General features: G+C 71.8%; 12 protein-coding genes. 6 read left to right on the top strand and 6 right to left on the bottom strand.

The genetic code is table 11. The features are described from left to right. Positions 1 to 1,029 precede the first annotated feature (1,029 nt). Positions 1,030 to 1,284 (top strand): hypothetical protein, encoded by a 255-nt coding sequence (locus OG974_RS02905; RefSeq protein WP_371645303.1) that lies wholly within the window; start codon positions 1,030 to 1,032, stop codon positions 1,282 to 1,284. A gap of 1,003 nt (positions 1,285 to 2,287) precedes the next feature. Beyond that, on the top strand, positions 2,288 to 3,007 hold the full coding sequence (locus tag OG974_RS02900) for an SDR family oxidoreductase (RefSeq protein ID WP_371645301.1): 720 nt from the start codon (positions 2,288 to 2,290) through the stop codon (positions 3,005 to 3,007). Between the two features lie 30 nt (positions 3,008 to 3,037). On the opposite strand, the gene OG974_RS02895 is transcribed toward OG974_RS02900, so the two are convergent. The 3 genes from OG974_RS02895 to allB all read right to left on the bottom strand — a co-directional run bounded on the left by OG974_RS02895 (position 3,038) and on the right by allB (position 6,103). Next, complete coding sequence (locus OG974_RS02895; RefSeq protein ID WP_327279369.1) at positions 3,038 to 3,493, bottom strand: pyridoxamine 5'-phosphate oxidase family protein; 456 nt, start codon at positions 3,491 to 3,493, stop codon at positions 3,038 to 3,040. A gap of 147 nt (positions 3,494 to 3,640) precedes the next feature. Beyond that, positions 3,641 to 4,759, bottom strand: coding sequence for an allantoicase (gene alc, locus OG974_RS02890; protein ID WP_327279368.1), 1,119 nt, complete (start codon positions 4,757 to 4,759; stop codon positions 3,641 to 3,643). Between the two features lie 3 nt (positions 4,760 to 4,762). Continuing rightward, on the bottom strand, positions 4,763 to 6,103 hold the full coding sequence (gene allB, locus OG974_RS02885; RefSeq protein ID WP_327279367.1) for an allantoinase AllB: 1,341 nt from the start codon (positions 6,101 to 6,103) through the stop codon (positions 4,763 to 4,765). Positions 6,104 to 6,432: 329 nt separating this feature from the next. On the opposite strand from allB, the gene OG974_RS02880 reads away from it, so the two are divergent. Beyond that, the gene (locus tag OG974_RS02880) at positions 6,433 to 7,236 is read left to right on the top strand and encodes an IclR family transcriptional regulator (protein ID WP_327279366.1); all 804 of its coding nucleotides are present in this window, start codon (positions 6,433 to 6,435) and stop codon (positions 7,234 to 7,236) included. A gap of 101 nt (positions 7,237 to 7,337) precedes the next feature. Here OG974_RS02880 and OG974_RS02875 read toward each other — a convergent pair whose 3' ends face one another. Continuing rightward, the gene (locus OG974_RS02875) at positions 7,338 to 8,039 is read right to left on the bottom strand and encodes an ABC transporter ATP-binding protein (protein WP_327279365.1); all 702 of its coding nucleotides are present in this window, start codon (positions 8,037 to 8,039) and stop codon (positions 7,338 to 7,340) included. Beyond that, complete coding sequence (locus tag OG974_RS02870; RefSeq protein WP_327279364.1) at positions 8,036 to 9,124, bottom strand: ABC transporter permease; 1,089 nt, start codon at positions 9,122 to 9,124, stop codon at positions 8,036 to 8,038. The genes OG974_RS02875 and OG974_RS02870 overlap by 4 nt, the downstream gene beginning before the upstream one ends. 134 nt (positions 9,125 to 9,258) lie before the next feature. Between OG974_RS02870 and OG974_RS02865 the strand changes: the two genes are divergently transcribed. Together OG974_RS02865 and OG974_RS02860 are read left to right on the top strand one after the other, a co-directional pair. Next, the gene (locus tag OG974_RS02865; protein ID WP_327279363.1) at positions 9,259 to 10,599 is read left to right on the top strand and encodes a sensor histidine kinase; all 1,341 of its coding nucleotides are present in this window, start codon (positions 9,259 to 9,261) and stop codon (positions 10,597 to 10,599) included. Beyond that, positions 10,599 to 11,228, top strand: coding sequence for a response regulator transcription factor (locus OG974_RS02860; RefSeq protein WP_327279362.1), 630 nt, complete (start codon positions 10,599 to 10,601; stop codon positions 11,226 to 11,228). The genes OG974_RS02865 and OG974_RS02860 overlap by 1 nt, the downstream gene beginning before the upstream one ends. Positions 11,229 to 11,427: 199 nt before the next feature. Here the strand turns inward: OG974_RS02860 and OG974_RS02855 are convergent, their stop codons facing one another. Then, positions 11,428 to 12,915, bottom strand: a complete 1,488-nt coding sequence (locus OG974_RS02855; RefSeq protein ID WP_327279361.1) for a PLP-dependent aminotransferase family protein — start codon at positions 12,913 to 12,915, stop codon at positions 11,428 to 11,430. A gap of 244 nt (positions 12,916 to 13,159) precedes the next feature. Between OG974_RS02855 and OG974_RS02850 the strand changes: the two genes are divergently transcribed. Beyond that, on the top strand, positions 13,160 to 13,789 hold the full coding sequence (locus tag OG974_RS02850; protein ID WP_327279359.1) for a nucleotidyltransferase family protein: 630 nt from the start codon (positions 13,160 to 13,162) through the stop codon (positions 13,787 to 13,789). Positions 13,790 to 13,982: the final 193 nt, after the last annotated feature.

Genomic DNA, 13,982 nt, shown 5'->3' with positions numbered 1-13,982 from the left:
GGGGATGGGTCACTGCTGCAGCAGAACCAGCAAGGACAGGCAGGAGCGGGGCGGGCAGCAGGTCCTGCCTCCAGCAGCTGCTGCAGCTGCTGGCCAGGACGGAGGCCAGAGCACCGTGCCTGCTGCCCAGCCCTCGCCAGACCGTGGCTTGAGGGTTTGTTGCCCTCACGCAGCTGACACACCAGGAAGCAGTGGGTGCAGGGCTCTGTCGCTGACCTGACTGAAACCGGGCTGTCACGGAAGCGAGCCCGCGCGCAGGGGTCTGGGGCTGAGTTCAAAGGTCTGAAGGAGGAGGCCCGAGCCAGGAGCAGCACGCGCGCACTTGCTGGACAGACTGCCGCAGCATGGGACCAAGGATGGCCGTCGTCAGGCCCCGGACACTCAGCTGACACCACCCGGCGCCATCTGCTGCGGGTGGGCTCAAGCAGCTGCATGAGGATTGAGTGCAGCCCCTTACAGGCTGGCCGTGCCACAGGTGGCTCTGCTGCTGATGATATGCCGAGCGGCTGCTGCCCAAGGTGCGTTTGTGCTCGGCAGAATGATGCGCAGGCGGAGGCGTGAGCGGGTGTACAGCCGGGCGATTCCACGGCAGCGCCAGCGAGCGGGTGATGGAGGAGCACGCGGAGTCCCGGCCTACCAGTGTGTCTGAATGCAGCATGCTGCCCAGAAGCGCCACGTGTGCGGGGAGAAGGTTCAGTGCAAGGAAGATGAGGATTGCTGCTGAGCTAAATGGCCGCAAAGACAAGGATCACTCTGGACGGCTTCTGCTCCTGGGCAATACCACAGATGTGTAGTAACTGGGTGAAGGCTACTGAGATGAGATAGGTCCTGGTGCTGGGATGGTGATCCCAAGTGCCTGGGTGAGACAAGGACATATCATGATGAGCTGTGGCCAAACATGAACATGCCTGAGGGTCACTGAGGCCACATAGCTCTCAGAGTGGGAAGAAGATCATGGCCATGAGATCAAAGCCTGACCACAGGAGGCACAAGAGCTGACCTGGGTTTCAGTGAGCACATCCTCTGAAAATGAGGGCTGAGTTAAATACCTGCACACCATGCAAAGGAAATGGGCAAGAGCTCAAAATCACAAAGTCCAGGACATCAGAGATGGTGGGACATGAGGAAGGCAGACACAGCATGGCAAACAGATCAGCGGTGGGTGTCAAGATACCAGAGAAGAAGAGGGGAGGCCTGCTGCCTGATTATCCAAGACACAGGATGGCAGAGATCCAGACAGAGCCAACAGGAAGCAAACAGGAAAAATGGAGGAGGGCGGATTGAGTCCCATCAGAGCCCTCCATCAGCAGCTGCAGAGAGCCAGGCCCCAGGCCCGGCCCAGCCGGAGGCTGATCAGGCTGAGTGGCTGAGCCCCTGCCTGGTGCTGCAGTGCCCAGGCCGGTGGGGTCGGGTGGTCTGCATCCAAGGCCACTGGAGGCCACTGCGCAGCGTCCAGGCCTGCTGGGGTCTGCCTCCTGGGGCTCCTGGACAGACGAGCGTGCCTCCAGTTAAAAGCGGAAGGGGTCTGGCCCACGGGGCAGAGGGAGATGGCCAAAGCAGCCGAGGCCATGAGCTGCTGTGCTCAGTAGGCCTGCTGCAGAACCCCTGCCCGTGGGAACAGCCTGGGTGCCTGGTGCCCAGGACAAGAGTCTGGGAATACGGAAGAGAATGCCTGAAGGTGCCTGAGACAGTCCCACGAGGGAACACAGCTAGTGCTCATCTGCTGTGCGGCTGGAGTTCTTGCCTTCAGTGCCTGACCTGCAGAAGACGGCCCTTGGAGGGCCTGTCACTGAGGACAAGGTCTGTCCCAGCTGAGCTCCTTCTGAGGGAATGAGGGTGAGTGGTCTTGGCAGCCTCTGTTGAGCGGGCCAGATTGGGCCCCAGCCCAGCCGGGTTGCTCTTCACAGAGCTAAGAAGATTCTGGGCAAAGGTGCCTGAGTGAGCAGAAGGCTGCCACATCACTCCCTGCAGGTCAACGCCTCCAGCGCTTCTCACGGCCAGAATGGCCGCCTGCTTGCTGCTGCCATTTCTGACCCTGCGCTGCTGGGACGGACGACGTGTTGGGCTGCAGGAGGTTGCCGAGGGGTCAGCTTGGGCGCGGTGGAGGGCTGGCCTCACCACCGCCCTGTCCCCAGCCCGCCCAGGCCAACAGAGCCCTGGGCGCCTGGACCCGACGGGTGGTGCACAACGAGGGCCGATTCCTGCGAGGCCGCCGCCCGCCTGCTTCCTGCTCGACCCGCACAACACGGATGAGCGAGCGGAGAAGGCCGACAATGCGAACAGCACGGTGGCACTGGTGACCGGCGGCAGCCGGGGGATCGGGGCGGCCACCGCCCTGCGGCTGGCGCAGGACGGCCTCGACGTCGCCCTCACCTACGTCGACGCCGCGGACGCCGCCGCCGGGGTCGCGGCCCGGATCGAGGCGCTCGGCCGCCGCGCCCTGGCGGTCCGGGCCGACGTGGGCGACCCCGCACAGGCGGTCGCCGCGGTGGAGGAGACCGTACGGGGTCTGGGGCGGATCGACGCGCTCGTCAACAACGCGGGCGTCGGCGTACTGGGGCCGCTGGACGCCCTGGCCCTGCCCGACGTGGACCGGGTGCTGGCGGTCAACGTGCGCGGCGCGTTCCTGACCGCGCAGGCCGCGGCGGCGCGGATGGGCTCCGGCGGACGGATCGTCACCATCGGCAGCTGCATGGTCCAGCGGGTCCCGGGCCCGGGCGGCGTGCTGTACGCGATGAGCAAGGCCGCCCTGACCGGCATGTCCAAGGCGCTGGCCCGGGAGCTCGGCGAGCGCGGGATCACCGCGAACCTCGTGCACCCCGGCCCGGTGGACACCGACATGAACCCGGCGGACGGCCCCGGCGCCGCCCCGCAGAGCGCGCTGACGGCCCTCGGGCGCTTCGGCACCGCGCAGGAGGTGGCGGCCCTGGTGTCCTTCCTCGCCGGCCCGGACGCCGCCTACGTGACGGGCGCCGAGTTCGCGGTGGACGGCGGCTTCGGGGCGTAGCGCCGGGCCCGGACCTCGCGCTGGCGGCCCTCAGACCAGCCAGCGGCCGTCCTTCATCAGGTCGCGGCCCTCGATCTCGTTGACCTCGCGCCAGGCTTGGATCCACACCGGCGCGACCCGGAAGTACGGGTAGGGCGTCTTGAGGCCGCTCGGGTCGAAGCCGGATTGGGCCGCGAAGGCCTCGACCTCGCCCGGCGCGAGCTCCGCCGCCTCCAGCCGGGTCACGGCGCCCTCCACGAGGACCACGTCGCGGGTCGAGCCGAAGGCCAGCCGTACCCGGCCGCCCGAGGCGAGGTTGCGGCCAGTGGGCAGGTTGCGCCCCGTCGACATCAGGAACGTCTCGCCGTCCCACCGGAAGGACAGGGGTACGAGGCAGGGCGCCCCGTCGGCGTCCGCCGTGGCCACCCAGACGTCGATGTCGTTCTCGAACCGGCTCAACGCGTCCTCGCGGCGCTGCTCCCTCGTGCGCGGCCCTTCGGCTGCCATGCCCTCGCCCTCCCCCGGGTGACTGCGACAGCCGAAGGGTAGCGGGCCGGGAGCGCCGCAGGGGCGCACCGTCCAACGGTGCGCCCCTGCGGGCTTGTTGCGCATGCCCCGGAGGTGTCGGCCCCCGGGGCGGTCTTGGAGGTGGCGTCAGCCGCCCAGCTCCTGGTGGCGGGCGGTCAGCGCGGCCTCGCCGGCCTCCGTCAGCGAGCCGAAGAGGCGCAGGCGGGAGAAGCCGCCGTCCGGGAAGATGTCGATCCGGACGTGGGTGCCGACCGCCGGGGTGTCCAGGACGAACCGGTGGTTGGTGTCGGGCTGCAGGCGGGTGCGCGGCAGGAACTCCGTCCACTCGCCCTCCTCGCCGGACTTGACGGACAGCGAGGCCCAGCCGGCCGAGTTGCCCTTCAGGTAGGCGGTGTCGATCTCGACGGCGCGGATCTCGGAGTCGGCCACCAGCTGGTAGCGGATCCAGTCATTGCCGTTGTCGCGGCGGCGGGCGGTCTCCCAGCCGTCGTCCATCTTGCGGGAGCGGCCCGGGTTGATGGTGTTGGTCGGCGGGGAGTAGAAGCGGTTGGAGGCGTCCTGGACGGAGCCGCCGTTCTCCAGGGCCACGACGTCGAAGGAGCCAAGCGCGGCGAGCCACTTCGGGTCCGGCAGGACCTCGCCGTAGACGCGCAGGCGCGCGATGCCGCCGTCGGGGTGCTGGTTGACGCGCAGGTGCGTGAAGCGCTGCTCCACGTCCACCTCGAAGCCGTTGGCCGCGTGGCCGCCGACCGGGGTGCGCGCGACCAGGGTCGTCCACTTGACGTCGTCGCCGTGGAGCTCCTCCGGGGTCGGCGCGAGGGCGCCCGCCCAGTTGGTGCCCTCGACGGAGACGGCCTGCGGCATGTTGCCGCGGAAGTGGGCGGTGTCGACGACGATGCCGCGGATGACGCCGGGGGCGCCCAGGCGCACCAGCGCCCAGTCGTGGTCCTCGGCCGTCGGCCAGGGCTGGGTGGCGGAGACGCCGCGGCGGCGGCGCGTCTCCCAGCCGTCCATGATCTTGCCCTTGTGACCGAAGTGCTCGGGGTCGAAGTGCCCGGCCTCGGCGATCAACAGGTTCTCGCGCTGGGCGAAGAACTCGTCGTTGGCGGCGATGACACCGGCGCCCAGCTCACGGGCGGCGAGGTTCGCGTACTGGGTGAAGGGGAAGTCCGCGGTGCGGTAGTCCGCGTACGGGTCGCCGCCTCCGTACGGGTTCGCGTTACCGGTGAAGGATTCAATCGCCACTGGTCAGTTCTGCCTTTCAAGGAGTCGGCCCGTGGGCTCGGTCGGGGTGCCGTGGTCGGCGATCTGCGTACCGCGCAGCCAGGTGGACTTCACGACGCCGTGCAGGGTCTTGCCCGCGTACGCCGTGACCCGGTTGCGGTGGTGCAGTTCCGCGGGATCCACGGTGAAGGTCTCTTCGGGGGCCAGTACGGCGAAGTCGGCGTCGCGGCCGGCCTCGATCGCGCCCTTGTCGGCGAGGCCCGCGAGCGCGGCCGGGGCGGCGGACATCCAGCGCACGACGTCCTCAAGGGTGCGTCCGCGGCGGCGGGCCTCGGTCCAGATCGCCGGCAGGCCGAGCTGGAGGGAGGAGATGCCGCCCCACGCGGTGGAGAAGTCGGCCGTCTTCAGGTCAGCGGTGGAGGGCGAGTGGTCGGAGACGATGCAGTCGATCGTGCCGTCGGCGAGCGCGTCCCAGAGCAGGTCCTGGTTGGCGGCCTCACGGATGGGCGGGCAGCACTTGAACTCGCTGGCGCCGTCGGGCACTTCCTCGGCCGTGAGGGTGAGGTAGTGCGGGCAGGACTCGACGGTGATCCGGACGCCCTCGGCCTTGGCGGCGGCGATCAGCGGCAGCGCGTCGGAGGAGGACAGGTGCAGCACGTGGACGCGCGCGTTCAGCCGCTTGGCCTGGGCGATCAGGTTGCCGATCGCGGTGTTCTCGGCGTCGCGCGGACGGGAGGCGAGGAAGTCGGCGTACTTGGGCCCCGGCACGACGGGCGCGGAGTCCAGGTGGTGCGGGTCCTCGGCGTGCACGATCATCAGGCCGCCGAAGCCGGTGATCTCGGCGAGGGAGGTGGCCAACTGCTCCTGGTCGAGTTCGGGGAACTCGTCGACGCCGGAGGGCGACAGGAAGCACTTGAAGCCGTAGACGCCGGCGTCGTGCAGCGGGCGCAGGTCCTTGACGTTGTCCGGCAGGGCGCCGCCCCAGAAGCCGACGTCCACGTGCGCCTTGGCCCGGGCGACCTCCTGCTTGACGCGGAGGTTGTCGACCGTGGTGGTCGGCGGCAGGGAGTTGAGGGGCATGTCGAGGATCGTGGTGACGCCTCCGGCCGCGGCGGCGCGGGTGGCCGTCCAAAAGCCCTCCCACTCGGTGCGGCCCGGGTCGTTCACGTGCACGTGGGTGTCGACCAGGCCGGGGAGCAGGACGTCGTCGCCGAAGTCTTCGAGCCGGGCGCCGGCCGGCACCTCGGCGTCGTGCGGCAGTACGGCGGTGATCTTCCCGGCGGCGACGGCGACCGAAGCGGCGCGCGTCCCCTCGGGGGTGATGACGCGAGTCGAGCGCAGTACCAGTTCCACGTCGTCGGACACGCCGGAACCTCCCCATCTACTTCCACAGAGCGAAATTCAACGTTCTGTTGACGGAGTCTCGCCGCCGATCCGGAGCCAGTCAAGAGCGCCCGGACAGAGCACTGACACACCGAAGCCGCAATTGGATGTTTCCACAGGATGGAATTAAGATTTCACTATCCAGAATGTAGCTATCACCACCGGGGGGTGGGCAGGTAACTTCCCGAGGACATCCGCCACCCGGACAAACCCCCTCTGACCGGCGGGGACGGCTTCGACCCAGCTCTAGGGCCGACGCCGACCGACCGGTAGGCTGCTCCCTTGCCTGCCAGCACCGAAAGGACCGCGCCGTGCCGACGTCCAGCGCCAGCACCACCGACGCTTCCGCCAAGCCCACCGCCGCCAGCGGTGGCGTCCAGTCCCTTGAGCGCGCCTTCGATCTGCTCGAACGCATGGCCGATGCCGGGGGCGAGGTCGGCCTGAGCGAGCTCTCCACCGCCAGCGGTCTGCCGCTGCCCACCATCCACCGCCTCATGCGCACCCTCGTGGCATGCGGCTACGTGCGGCAGCAGCCCAACCGACGGTACTCCCTCGGGCCCCGCCTCATCCGCCTCGGCGAGTCCGCGTCGCGCCTCCTGGGGACCTGGGCGCGGCCGTACCTCGCCCGTCTGGTCGAGGAGACCGGCGAGACGGCCAACATGGCCCTGCTCGACGGGGACGAGATCGTCTACGTCGCCCAGGTGCCGTCCAAGCACTCCATGCGCATGTTCACCGAGGTCGGCCGCCGGGTGCTGCCGCACTCCACCGGCGTGGGCAAGGCCCTGCTGGCCTACACCCCCGCCGACGAGGTACGGGCCCTGCTGGCGCGCACCGGAATGCCGGCCGCGACCGAGAAGACCATCACCACGCCGGAGGGCTTCCTGGAGGCCCTGGAGCAGGTCCGCAAGGTGGGCTACGCGGTCGACGACAACGAGCAGGAGATAGGGGTCCGCTGCCTCGCCGTGTCGGTGCCGAACTCGCCGACCGCCGCCGCGATCTCCATCTCGGGTCCGGCCGGCCGGGTCACCGAGGCCCTGACGGACTCGATCGTGCCGATCCTGCAGAACGTCGCCGCCGAGCTGTCGGTGGCCCTGCAGAGCCAGAACCCCGCGTAGGTTCCGTACGTACGAAGGCCCCGGCCCCCTCTCGCGTGAGGGGGCCGGGGCCTTCGTACGGGGTTCGTACGGGCCTTCGCTCGCGGGGCGGGCGCGGCCGCTCAGGCCGCCGGGACGGACTGCGGCTCCGCCTCCGACGCCCTCAGGATGCCGTCCGTCATCGTGGCTGTCCGGTCCATCCGCTCCAGGTGCGCATGGTCGTGGGTGACCAGCACGGTCGCGGTGGACCGCTCCCGGGTCAGGGTGATCAGCAGGTCGAGGACGGCCGCGCCGCGCTCGTGGTCCAGGGCGCTCGTGGGTTCGTCGACCAGGAGCACGGCCGGCTCGTTCATCAGGGCGCGGGCGATGTTGACGCGCTGGCGCTGGCCGCCGGAGAGCTGGTGGGGCCGCTTGTCGGCCTTGTCGGCGAGACCCACCGCGTCCAGCAGTTCCAGCGCACGGCGGCGCAGCGTCCGCGCGGGGCGGCCCGACAGGTGCGCCATCACCTGGAGCTGCTCGGCGGCGGTGAGCGAGGCCAGCAGGTTCGGCTGCTGGAAGACGATGCCGATCTCCTCCCGGCGCAGGGCCGCCTTCTCGGCCGCGCTCAGCCGTGCGGTGTCCCGGCCGGCCACCACCACCTGCCCGGAATCGGGGGTGACCAGGGTGGCGGCGACGGCCAGCAGACTGGACTTGCCGGAACCGGAGGGTCCGATCACCGCGGTCAGGGTGCCGGCCGGCACCTCCAGCCGGACCCGGTCGAGGGCGGTGAGCCGGCCCTCGCCGTCCGGGTAGGTGAGCGTCACGTCGTGCACGAGCAGGGTCATCGGGCGCTCCCGAGGGCGGTCAGGGGGTCGACGGCGGTGATCCGCCGGATGGACAGGGCGGCGCCCAGCGCGCCGAGCACGATCATGATCGCGGCGGGCACCAGGACGGTCGCGGCGTCGAGGACGAAGGGCACGTCGCCCCCGCTGATCAGCGCGCCGAACCCGGAGGCGAGCGCCGTACCGAGCCCGGTGCCGATCGCGAGCATGACCACGGCCTGGCCGAGGGCGTCCTTCAGCAGGTACGGCGTGGAGGCGCCCAGTGCCTTCAGCACGGCGATGTCGCCGCTGCGCTGGATCGTCCACACGGTGAAGAAGGCCCCTATGACCAGGGCGGAGATGACGAAGAGGAAGCCGCGCATCAGCTGGAGCGAGCCGTTCTCGGCTTGGTAGGACCCTATGGCGCCGAGTGCCTCGTCGACGGTCCGGGCCTTGGTCGCGGCCGCCGCGTCCCCGGCGGCGAGGTCGGCGGAGGTGGTGGTGTCGAGCGCGATGACGGTGGCGAGGGTGTCGATGGAGGTGCCGGGATTGCCGATGCGCTGCCAGTCGTTCAGGTCCATCCAGACGACCGGGGTATGGCTGTAGGCGGCGGTACCGGAGACGGCCGCCACGGTCAGCTCCAGCGGGCCGATCTTCAGCTTGCCGCCGGCCGTCAGGCCGCCGAGCTCCTTCGCGGCCTTCTCGGTGAGCACCACCTGCCCCTGCACGAGTCCGCTGCCGCGCGGTGCGAGGGGGCCCGCCGGGTCGACGCCGAAGACGGAGACCGCGGCGGTGCGCCCGCCGGCCGCCGCGTTGGTGGTGCGGATGCCGAGCGGCTCGGCGGACTTCACGCCGGGCTGCGCCCGCCAAGCCCGCCATGCCTTCTCGGGCACCTGGGAGTTGGTGAAGGACACCCCCTGGTCCCCGGCGGGCGCGGCGAAGGCCAGATGGCCGGCGGGCAGACCGGTGACGGCCGAGACGTTCTCCCGGGCCAGGCCGGCGGTGAGCCCGGACAGCAGGCCGACCAGCAGCGTGATCAGCAGTACGACCGAGCCCATGAGGGCGAAGCGGCCCTTCGCGAACCGTAGATCTCTCCATGCGACGAACATGGTCCCCACCCTGGTCTCCCGCGTGGCCACAGGGCATCGCGCCACGGTAGCGATCCTGGTATCGAAGGACGCATCCCGACATCAAACTTTCGATTGACCGGTGGCCGCGGGCCCGCCTTTACGCTGGTCGGGCCATGGCTGCTGCTCCGCAATCCCCCGCTCCCCGCCCCCTCACCCCCGTCTCGCGCGTCCTGCGCCTGTGCCTGCACGCGCTGCTGTTCGGGCTGCTCGCGCTCGCCGCCGGGCGGGCCGTCACCGACTCCGCGCCGCGGGCCGGCTGGGTCGTCGCCGCCTGCGCGGTGCTGGCCGCCGTCTACGCGGCCGGCGTACTGGCTCCCGTGGTGCGCCGCTCACCGCGCGCCGGGGCGGTGTGGCTGGCCGCTCTGGGCGCGGCCTGGGCGGGGCTGCTGGTGGTCTCCCCCGACGGGCTGTGGATCGCGTTCCCGCTGTACTTCCTGGAGCTGCACCTGTTGCGGCTTCGCTGGGGCGTGACGGCCGTCGCGGTGACCGCGTGCGCGGCGATCGGCGGCTTCCTGGCGCACAGCAGCACGGTGACGCCCGGAGCCTTCCTCGGGCCGCTGCTCGGCGGGGCCGTCGCGGTGGCGACCGTACTGGGCTACCAGGCGCTGTACCGCGAGAGCGAACGCCGCCGCGAGCTGATCGAGGAGCTCATCGCCACCCGGGCCGAGCTGGCCGCGGCCGAGCGGAACGCCGGCATCCTGGCCGAGCGGGAACGGCTGGCGCGGGAGATCCACGACACGCTGGCGCAGGGGCTGTCCTCGATCCAGCTGCTGCTCCGGGCGGCGGAGCGGTCGCTGGCCGAGCCGGCCCCGGCGCCGCACCCGGACGCGCCCACCGGCCCGGGCACCGCGACGGCGCGGCCGCTGAGCGGCGCGGCGCAGCCCGGGTGCGCGGCCGACGCCGCGGCCGACGCCGGGGCCGGCTCGGCCGGAGCGGGTCCCGCCGACCCCCGCGCGGCAGCGCTGGCGCATATCGGCGCGGCCCGGGAGGCCGCCCAGGAGAACCTCGCCGAGGCACGTCGCTTCGTACGGGCGCTCACCCCGCCGGACCTGGAGCACGGGTCCCTCGCCGCTGCGCTGGAGCGGCTGTGCACGGCGGCTCCGGGGCCTCGCGTCCGCTTCTGCCTGAGCGGCGCGCCCCGCGTCCTGCCCACCCCGTACGAGGTCGCGCTGCTGCGGATCGCGCAGTCGGCGCTGGCCAACGTGGTGCGGCACGCGGGGGCCGGGCGCGCCGAGATCACCCTGACCTTCATGGACGCCTCGGTGACGCTCGACATCGTGGACGACGGGAACGGCTTCGATCCGTCCTCGGCCCCCTCCGGCGAAGGCGGGTTCGGGCTGCCGGCGATGCGGTCCCGGGCCGAAACGCTGGGCGGGCTGTTCACCGTGGAGTCCGCACCGGGCCAGGGCACCGCCGTGGCCGTCACCCTGCCGCTGCCCCTGGAGGCACCCTGATGACGATCCGCCTGCTGCTGGCCGACGACCACCCGGTGGTCCGGGCCGGACTGCGCGCGGTGCTGGACACCGAGCCGGACTTCGCGGTGGTCGCGGAGGCCGCCACCGCCGAGCGGGCGGTGGAGCTGGCCGCTTCCGAGCCCGTGGACGTGGTCCTGATGGACCTCCAGTTCGGCGCGGGCATGCACGGCTCGGCGGCGACGGCGGCGATCACCGCCCGCCCCGGGGCGCCGCGGGTCCTGGTGCTGACCACGTACGACACGGACGCCGACATCCTGGCGGCGGTCGAGGCGGGCGCGTCGGGCTATCTGCTGAAGGACGCCCCGCCGGAGGAGCTCGCGGCGGCGGTCCGCACCGCGGCGGCGGGCCAGTCGGCGCTGGCTCCGGCGGTGGCGCTGCGGCTGATGGACCGCATGCGCACGCCCGCGGAGGCGCTGACGAAGCGGGAGCTGGAAGTGCTCCAGCTGGTCGCGGACGGGCTGTCGAACCAGCAGATCTCGAAGAAGCTGTTCCTGAGCCAGGCCACGGTCAAGTCCCACCTGGTGCACATCTACGCGAAGCTCGGCGTCGACTCCCGCACCTCGGCGGTGGCCGCCGCCGCCACCCGCCGCCTGATCCGCACCCCGTAGGCCACGGGCCCGACCACCACGCCGTCGACCGTCCGCACGCCCACGCCCACGCCCTCCGGCTCACCGCGGTCGCGGCCGGCGCCTTGTGTTCAGCGCCGCGGTCCTCGTCGCCGCATGCGCACCGGCGACCGCTGGGCCCGGCTCACCCTGGCCGGGCCGTCCACGTGGCGGTCGTCCTCACAACCGTGTTCCCGGTGCCCTAGGCAACCCAGTGCGGCCGTTCCACCGCGGGGGTCAGGGGGACGCCGTCGTGGAAGGCGGAGGCCAGGTGGCGGACGGCCTCGTCCAGGCGGTGCGCGGGCAGGGTGTACGGGATGCGGAGCCGGTGTTCGAAGGTGCCCGGGTCCACTCCGAAGCGGGCGCCGCGCCCGATGTGCACCCCGCCGGCCGCCGCCCGCTCCGCCAGCGCCGAGCTGACCGGCTCCCCCAGGTCCACCCAGAGCGACAGGCCGCCCGGCGGCAGCTGCCACGACCACTCCGGGGCGTGCCGTTCCAACGCCCGCACCAACGCCCGCCGCTGCTCCCGCAACTGCGCGAGGCGGGCCGGCAGGGTCCGTTCGAGGCCTGCCAGCAGGGGCATCGCCACCAGCTGGTCCAGTACCGAGCCGGTCATGTCCGCGGCCACCTTCACCGCCGCCAGCTCCGTGACCATCTTCGCGGTGGCCCGTACCCATCCCACCCGCAGCCCGCCCCAGTGCGTCTTGCTGAGCGAGCCGATCGTCACCACGTGGTCCGCGCCGCCCCGGGACGCCAGCGAGGCCAGCGGCGCCGGCGCCGGCACGTCCAGGGCGATGTCGGCGATGGTCTCGTCGACCACGAGCCAGGTCCCGGTCCGCCGCGTCGCCGACAGCAGCCGCAGCCGCTGCTCCGGAGGCATGAGCAGCCCCGTCGGGTTGTGGAAGTCCGGGACCGCGTACGCCAGCCTCGGCACGGTCTGCCGCAGCGTGGACTCGGCGATCTCCATGTCCCAGCCCGTGGCCGAGACGGCGATCGACCCGGTGCGCAGCCGTGCGTGCCGCAGGGCGTCGAGGGCGTTCGCGTAGGTCGGGTTCTCGGTCACCACCCGGTCACCGGGCCCGCACAGCAGGCTCACGACCAGCGAGAACGCCTGCTGGGCGCCAGCCGTGACGAGGATCTGCTCGGGGCGGGTGGCCAGCCCGCGCCGGGTGAACCGCTCGGCGATGGCGCCGCGCAGGTCGGGCAGCCCGAAGGGGTGGTAGCCGGGGCTCCGGGCGAGCGCCGGCAGCCGTGGCGCGGCCCAGGCCAGGGCCTCGGCGAGGCTGTCCTCGGGGGCACCCATGGCGGCGATGGCCAGGTCGATGCCGGGATCGCCGTCGGCCTGGTAGCCGCCGGAGCCGACCAGCAGGTGCGCGCCGACCGGGCCGTGGCCCTCGGGGAGTTCGGTCCAGGTGCCGGAGCCGCGCCGGCTGCGGACGTAGCCGCTCTCGCGCAGCAGGTCGTAGGCGCCCGTGACGGTGGCCCGGCTGGCGCCGAGCGCCTCGGCGAGTTCGCGTTCGGCGGGCAGCCGTACGCGCAGGGCGATCCGACCGTCGAGGATCAAGGTCCGCACTGCGTCGGCGAGGGACCGGTAGCCGGGGCGGGCCAGCACCTCGGAGGGCAGCAGTGCCGTGAGCTGGCGACTGCCCAAAGTCCTGTCCGCCGTCTGGACCACTCGCCCGTTCGCCATGCCAACCTCCCCTGATTGGCTCTGCCAACCAGACCAATCGAGGTCCAGACTCGCGGTATTGGCCCCTGATTGGCAAGGAGACAGCCATGCCGAACCCGCTGACCGACCGTGAAGAGCGCGCCCTGGCCGCTGCCGCCGAGCACCGGATCTGCGAGCCGCTGCGCCTCGGCGCCGGGCTGGCGGCCGTACGGCGCCTGCTGGCGCGGCGGGCTCGCGCCGCGCCGCAGGGGCGAGAATCGCTGTCATGTCAGCCAACGCGACCCCAGCCCCCCAGCCCCCGGCCCCTGGCCCCGTGATCGCGGGCCTGCTCCTCGCCGCCGGCGGCGGGCGCCGGCTGGGCGGGCACCCCAAGGCCCTGCTCGCCTACCGCGGCCGCCCGCTCGTCGAGAACGCCGTACGGGTGCTGCGCGAGGCGGGCTGCGGTCCGCTCCACGTGGTGCTCGGCGCCTCCGCGGCCGAGGTCCGCGAGCGGGCGGACCTGACCGGCTGCGTGGTCGTGGACAACCCCGACTGGGCGCAGGGCATGGGCTCGTCCCTGCGCGTCGGCCTCGCCTCGCTCGCCGGTACGAACGCCTGCGCGGCCCTCGTGTCGCTGGTGGACCAGCCGGGCATCGGACCGGCGGCCGTGGCCCGGGTCCGGGAGGCGTACCGCTCCCCCGCGAGTCTGGTGGCGGCGGCCTACGACGGGGAGCGGGGCCATCCCGTGCTCTTCGGCGCCGACCGCTGGGCGGACATCGCGGCGACGGCGACGGGGGACAAGGGCGCCCGGGTGCACCTGACAGAACACGCGGACGAGCTCACGCTGGTGGAGTGCGCGGACATCGCCGAGCCCTTCGACATCGACACCCCGCCCGACCTGGCACGACTGGCCTGAGCGGCGGTCGAGCGGCAGTTGAGCGGGCAGTGACGAAGGTGGCACTGAGGGCCACCGGGCGCCACGGTCTGTCGACTCAGAGAATCTCGACATCAACAAACCATTGAACTTCCACCATAAGGAAATTACTATCCACTGGTCAGAAGCGCCCTGAACCCCCAGACGGCGCCCGCGACCGTATCCCGGAACTCTC

The sequence above is a fragment of the Streptomyces sp. NBC_00597 genome (genome assembly GCF_041431095.1).
Taxonomy (GTDB): Bacteria; Actinomycetota; Actinomycetes; order Streptomycetales; family Streptomycetaceae; genus Streptomyces.
Note: the sequence above shows the minus strand (reverse complement) of the source record. Positions and strands in the feature narration are given on the sequence as shown.

Bases quoted from the DNA above. Each gene is read 5' to 3' on its own strand.
- OG974_RS02905 (WP_371645303.1), top strand. From the start codon at position 1,030: ATGAGGGCTGAGTTAAATACCTGCACACCATGCAAAGGAAATGGGCAA.
- OG974_RS02895 (WP_327279369.1), bottom strand. From the start codon at position 3,493: ATGGCAGCCGAAGGGCCGCGCACGAGGGAGCAGCGCCGCGAGGACGCG.
- OG974_RS02875 (WP_327279365.1), bottom strand. From the start codon at position 8,039: ATGACCCTGCTCGTGCACGACGTGACGCTCACCTACCCGGACGGCGAG.
- OG974_RS02870 (WP_327279364.1), bottom strand. From the start codon at position 9,124: ATGTTCGTCGCATGGAGAGATCTACGGTTCGCGAAGGGCCGCTTCGCC.
- OG974_RS02865 (WP_327279363.1), top strand. From the start codon at position 9,259: ATGGCTGCTGCTCCGCAATCCCCCGCTCCCCGCCCCCTCACCCCCGTC.
- OG974_RS02860 (WP_327279362.1), top strand. From the start codon at position 10,599: ATGACGATCCGCCTGCTGCTGGCCGACGACCACCCGGTGGTCCGGGCC.
- OG974_RS02855 (WP_327279361.1), bottom strand. From the start codon at position 12,915: ATGGCGAACGGGCGAGTGGTCCAGACGGCGGACAGGACTTTGGGCAGT.
- OG974_RS02850 (WP_327279359.1), top strand. From the start codon at position 13,160: ATGTCAGCCAACGCGACCCCAGCCCCCCAGCCCCCGGCCCCTGGCCCC.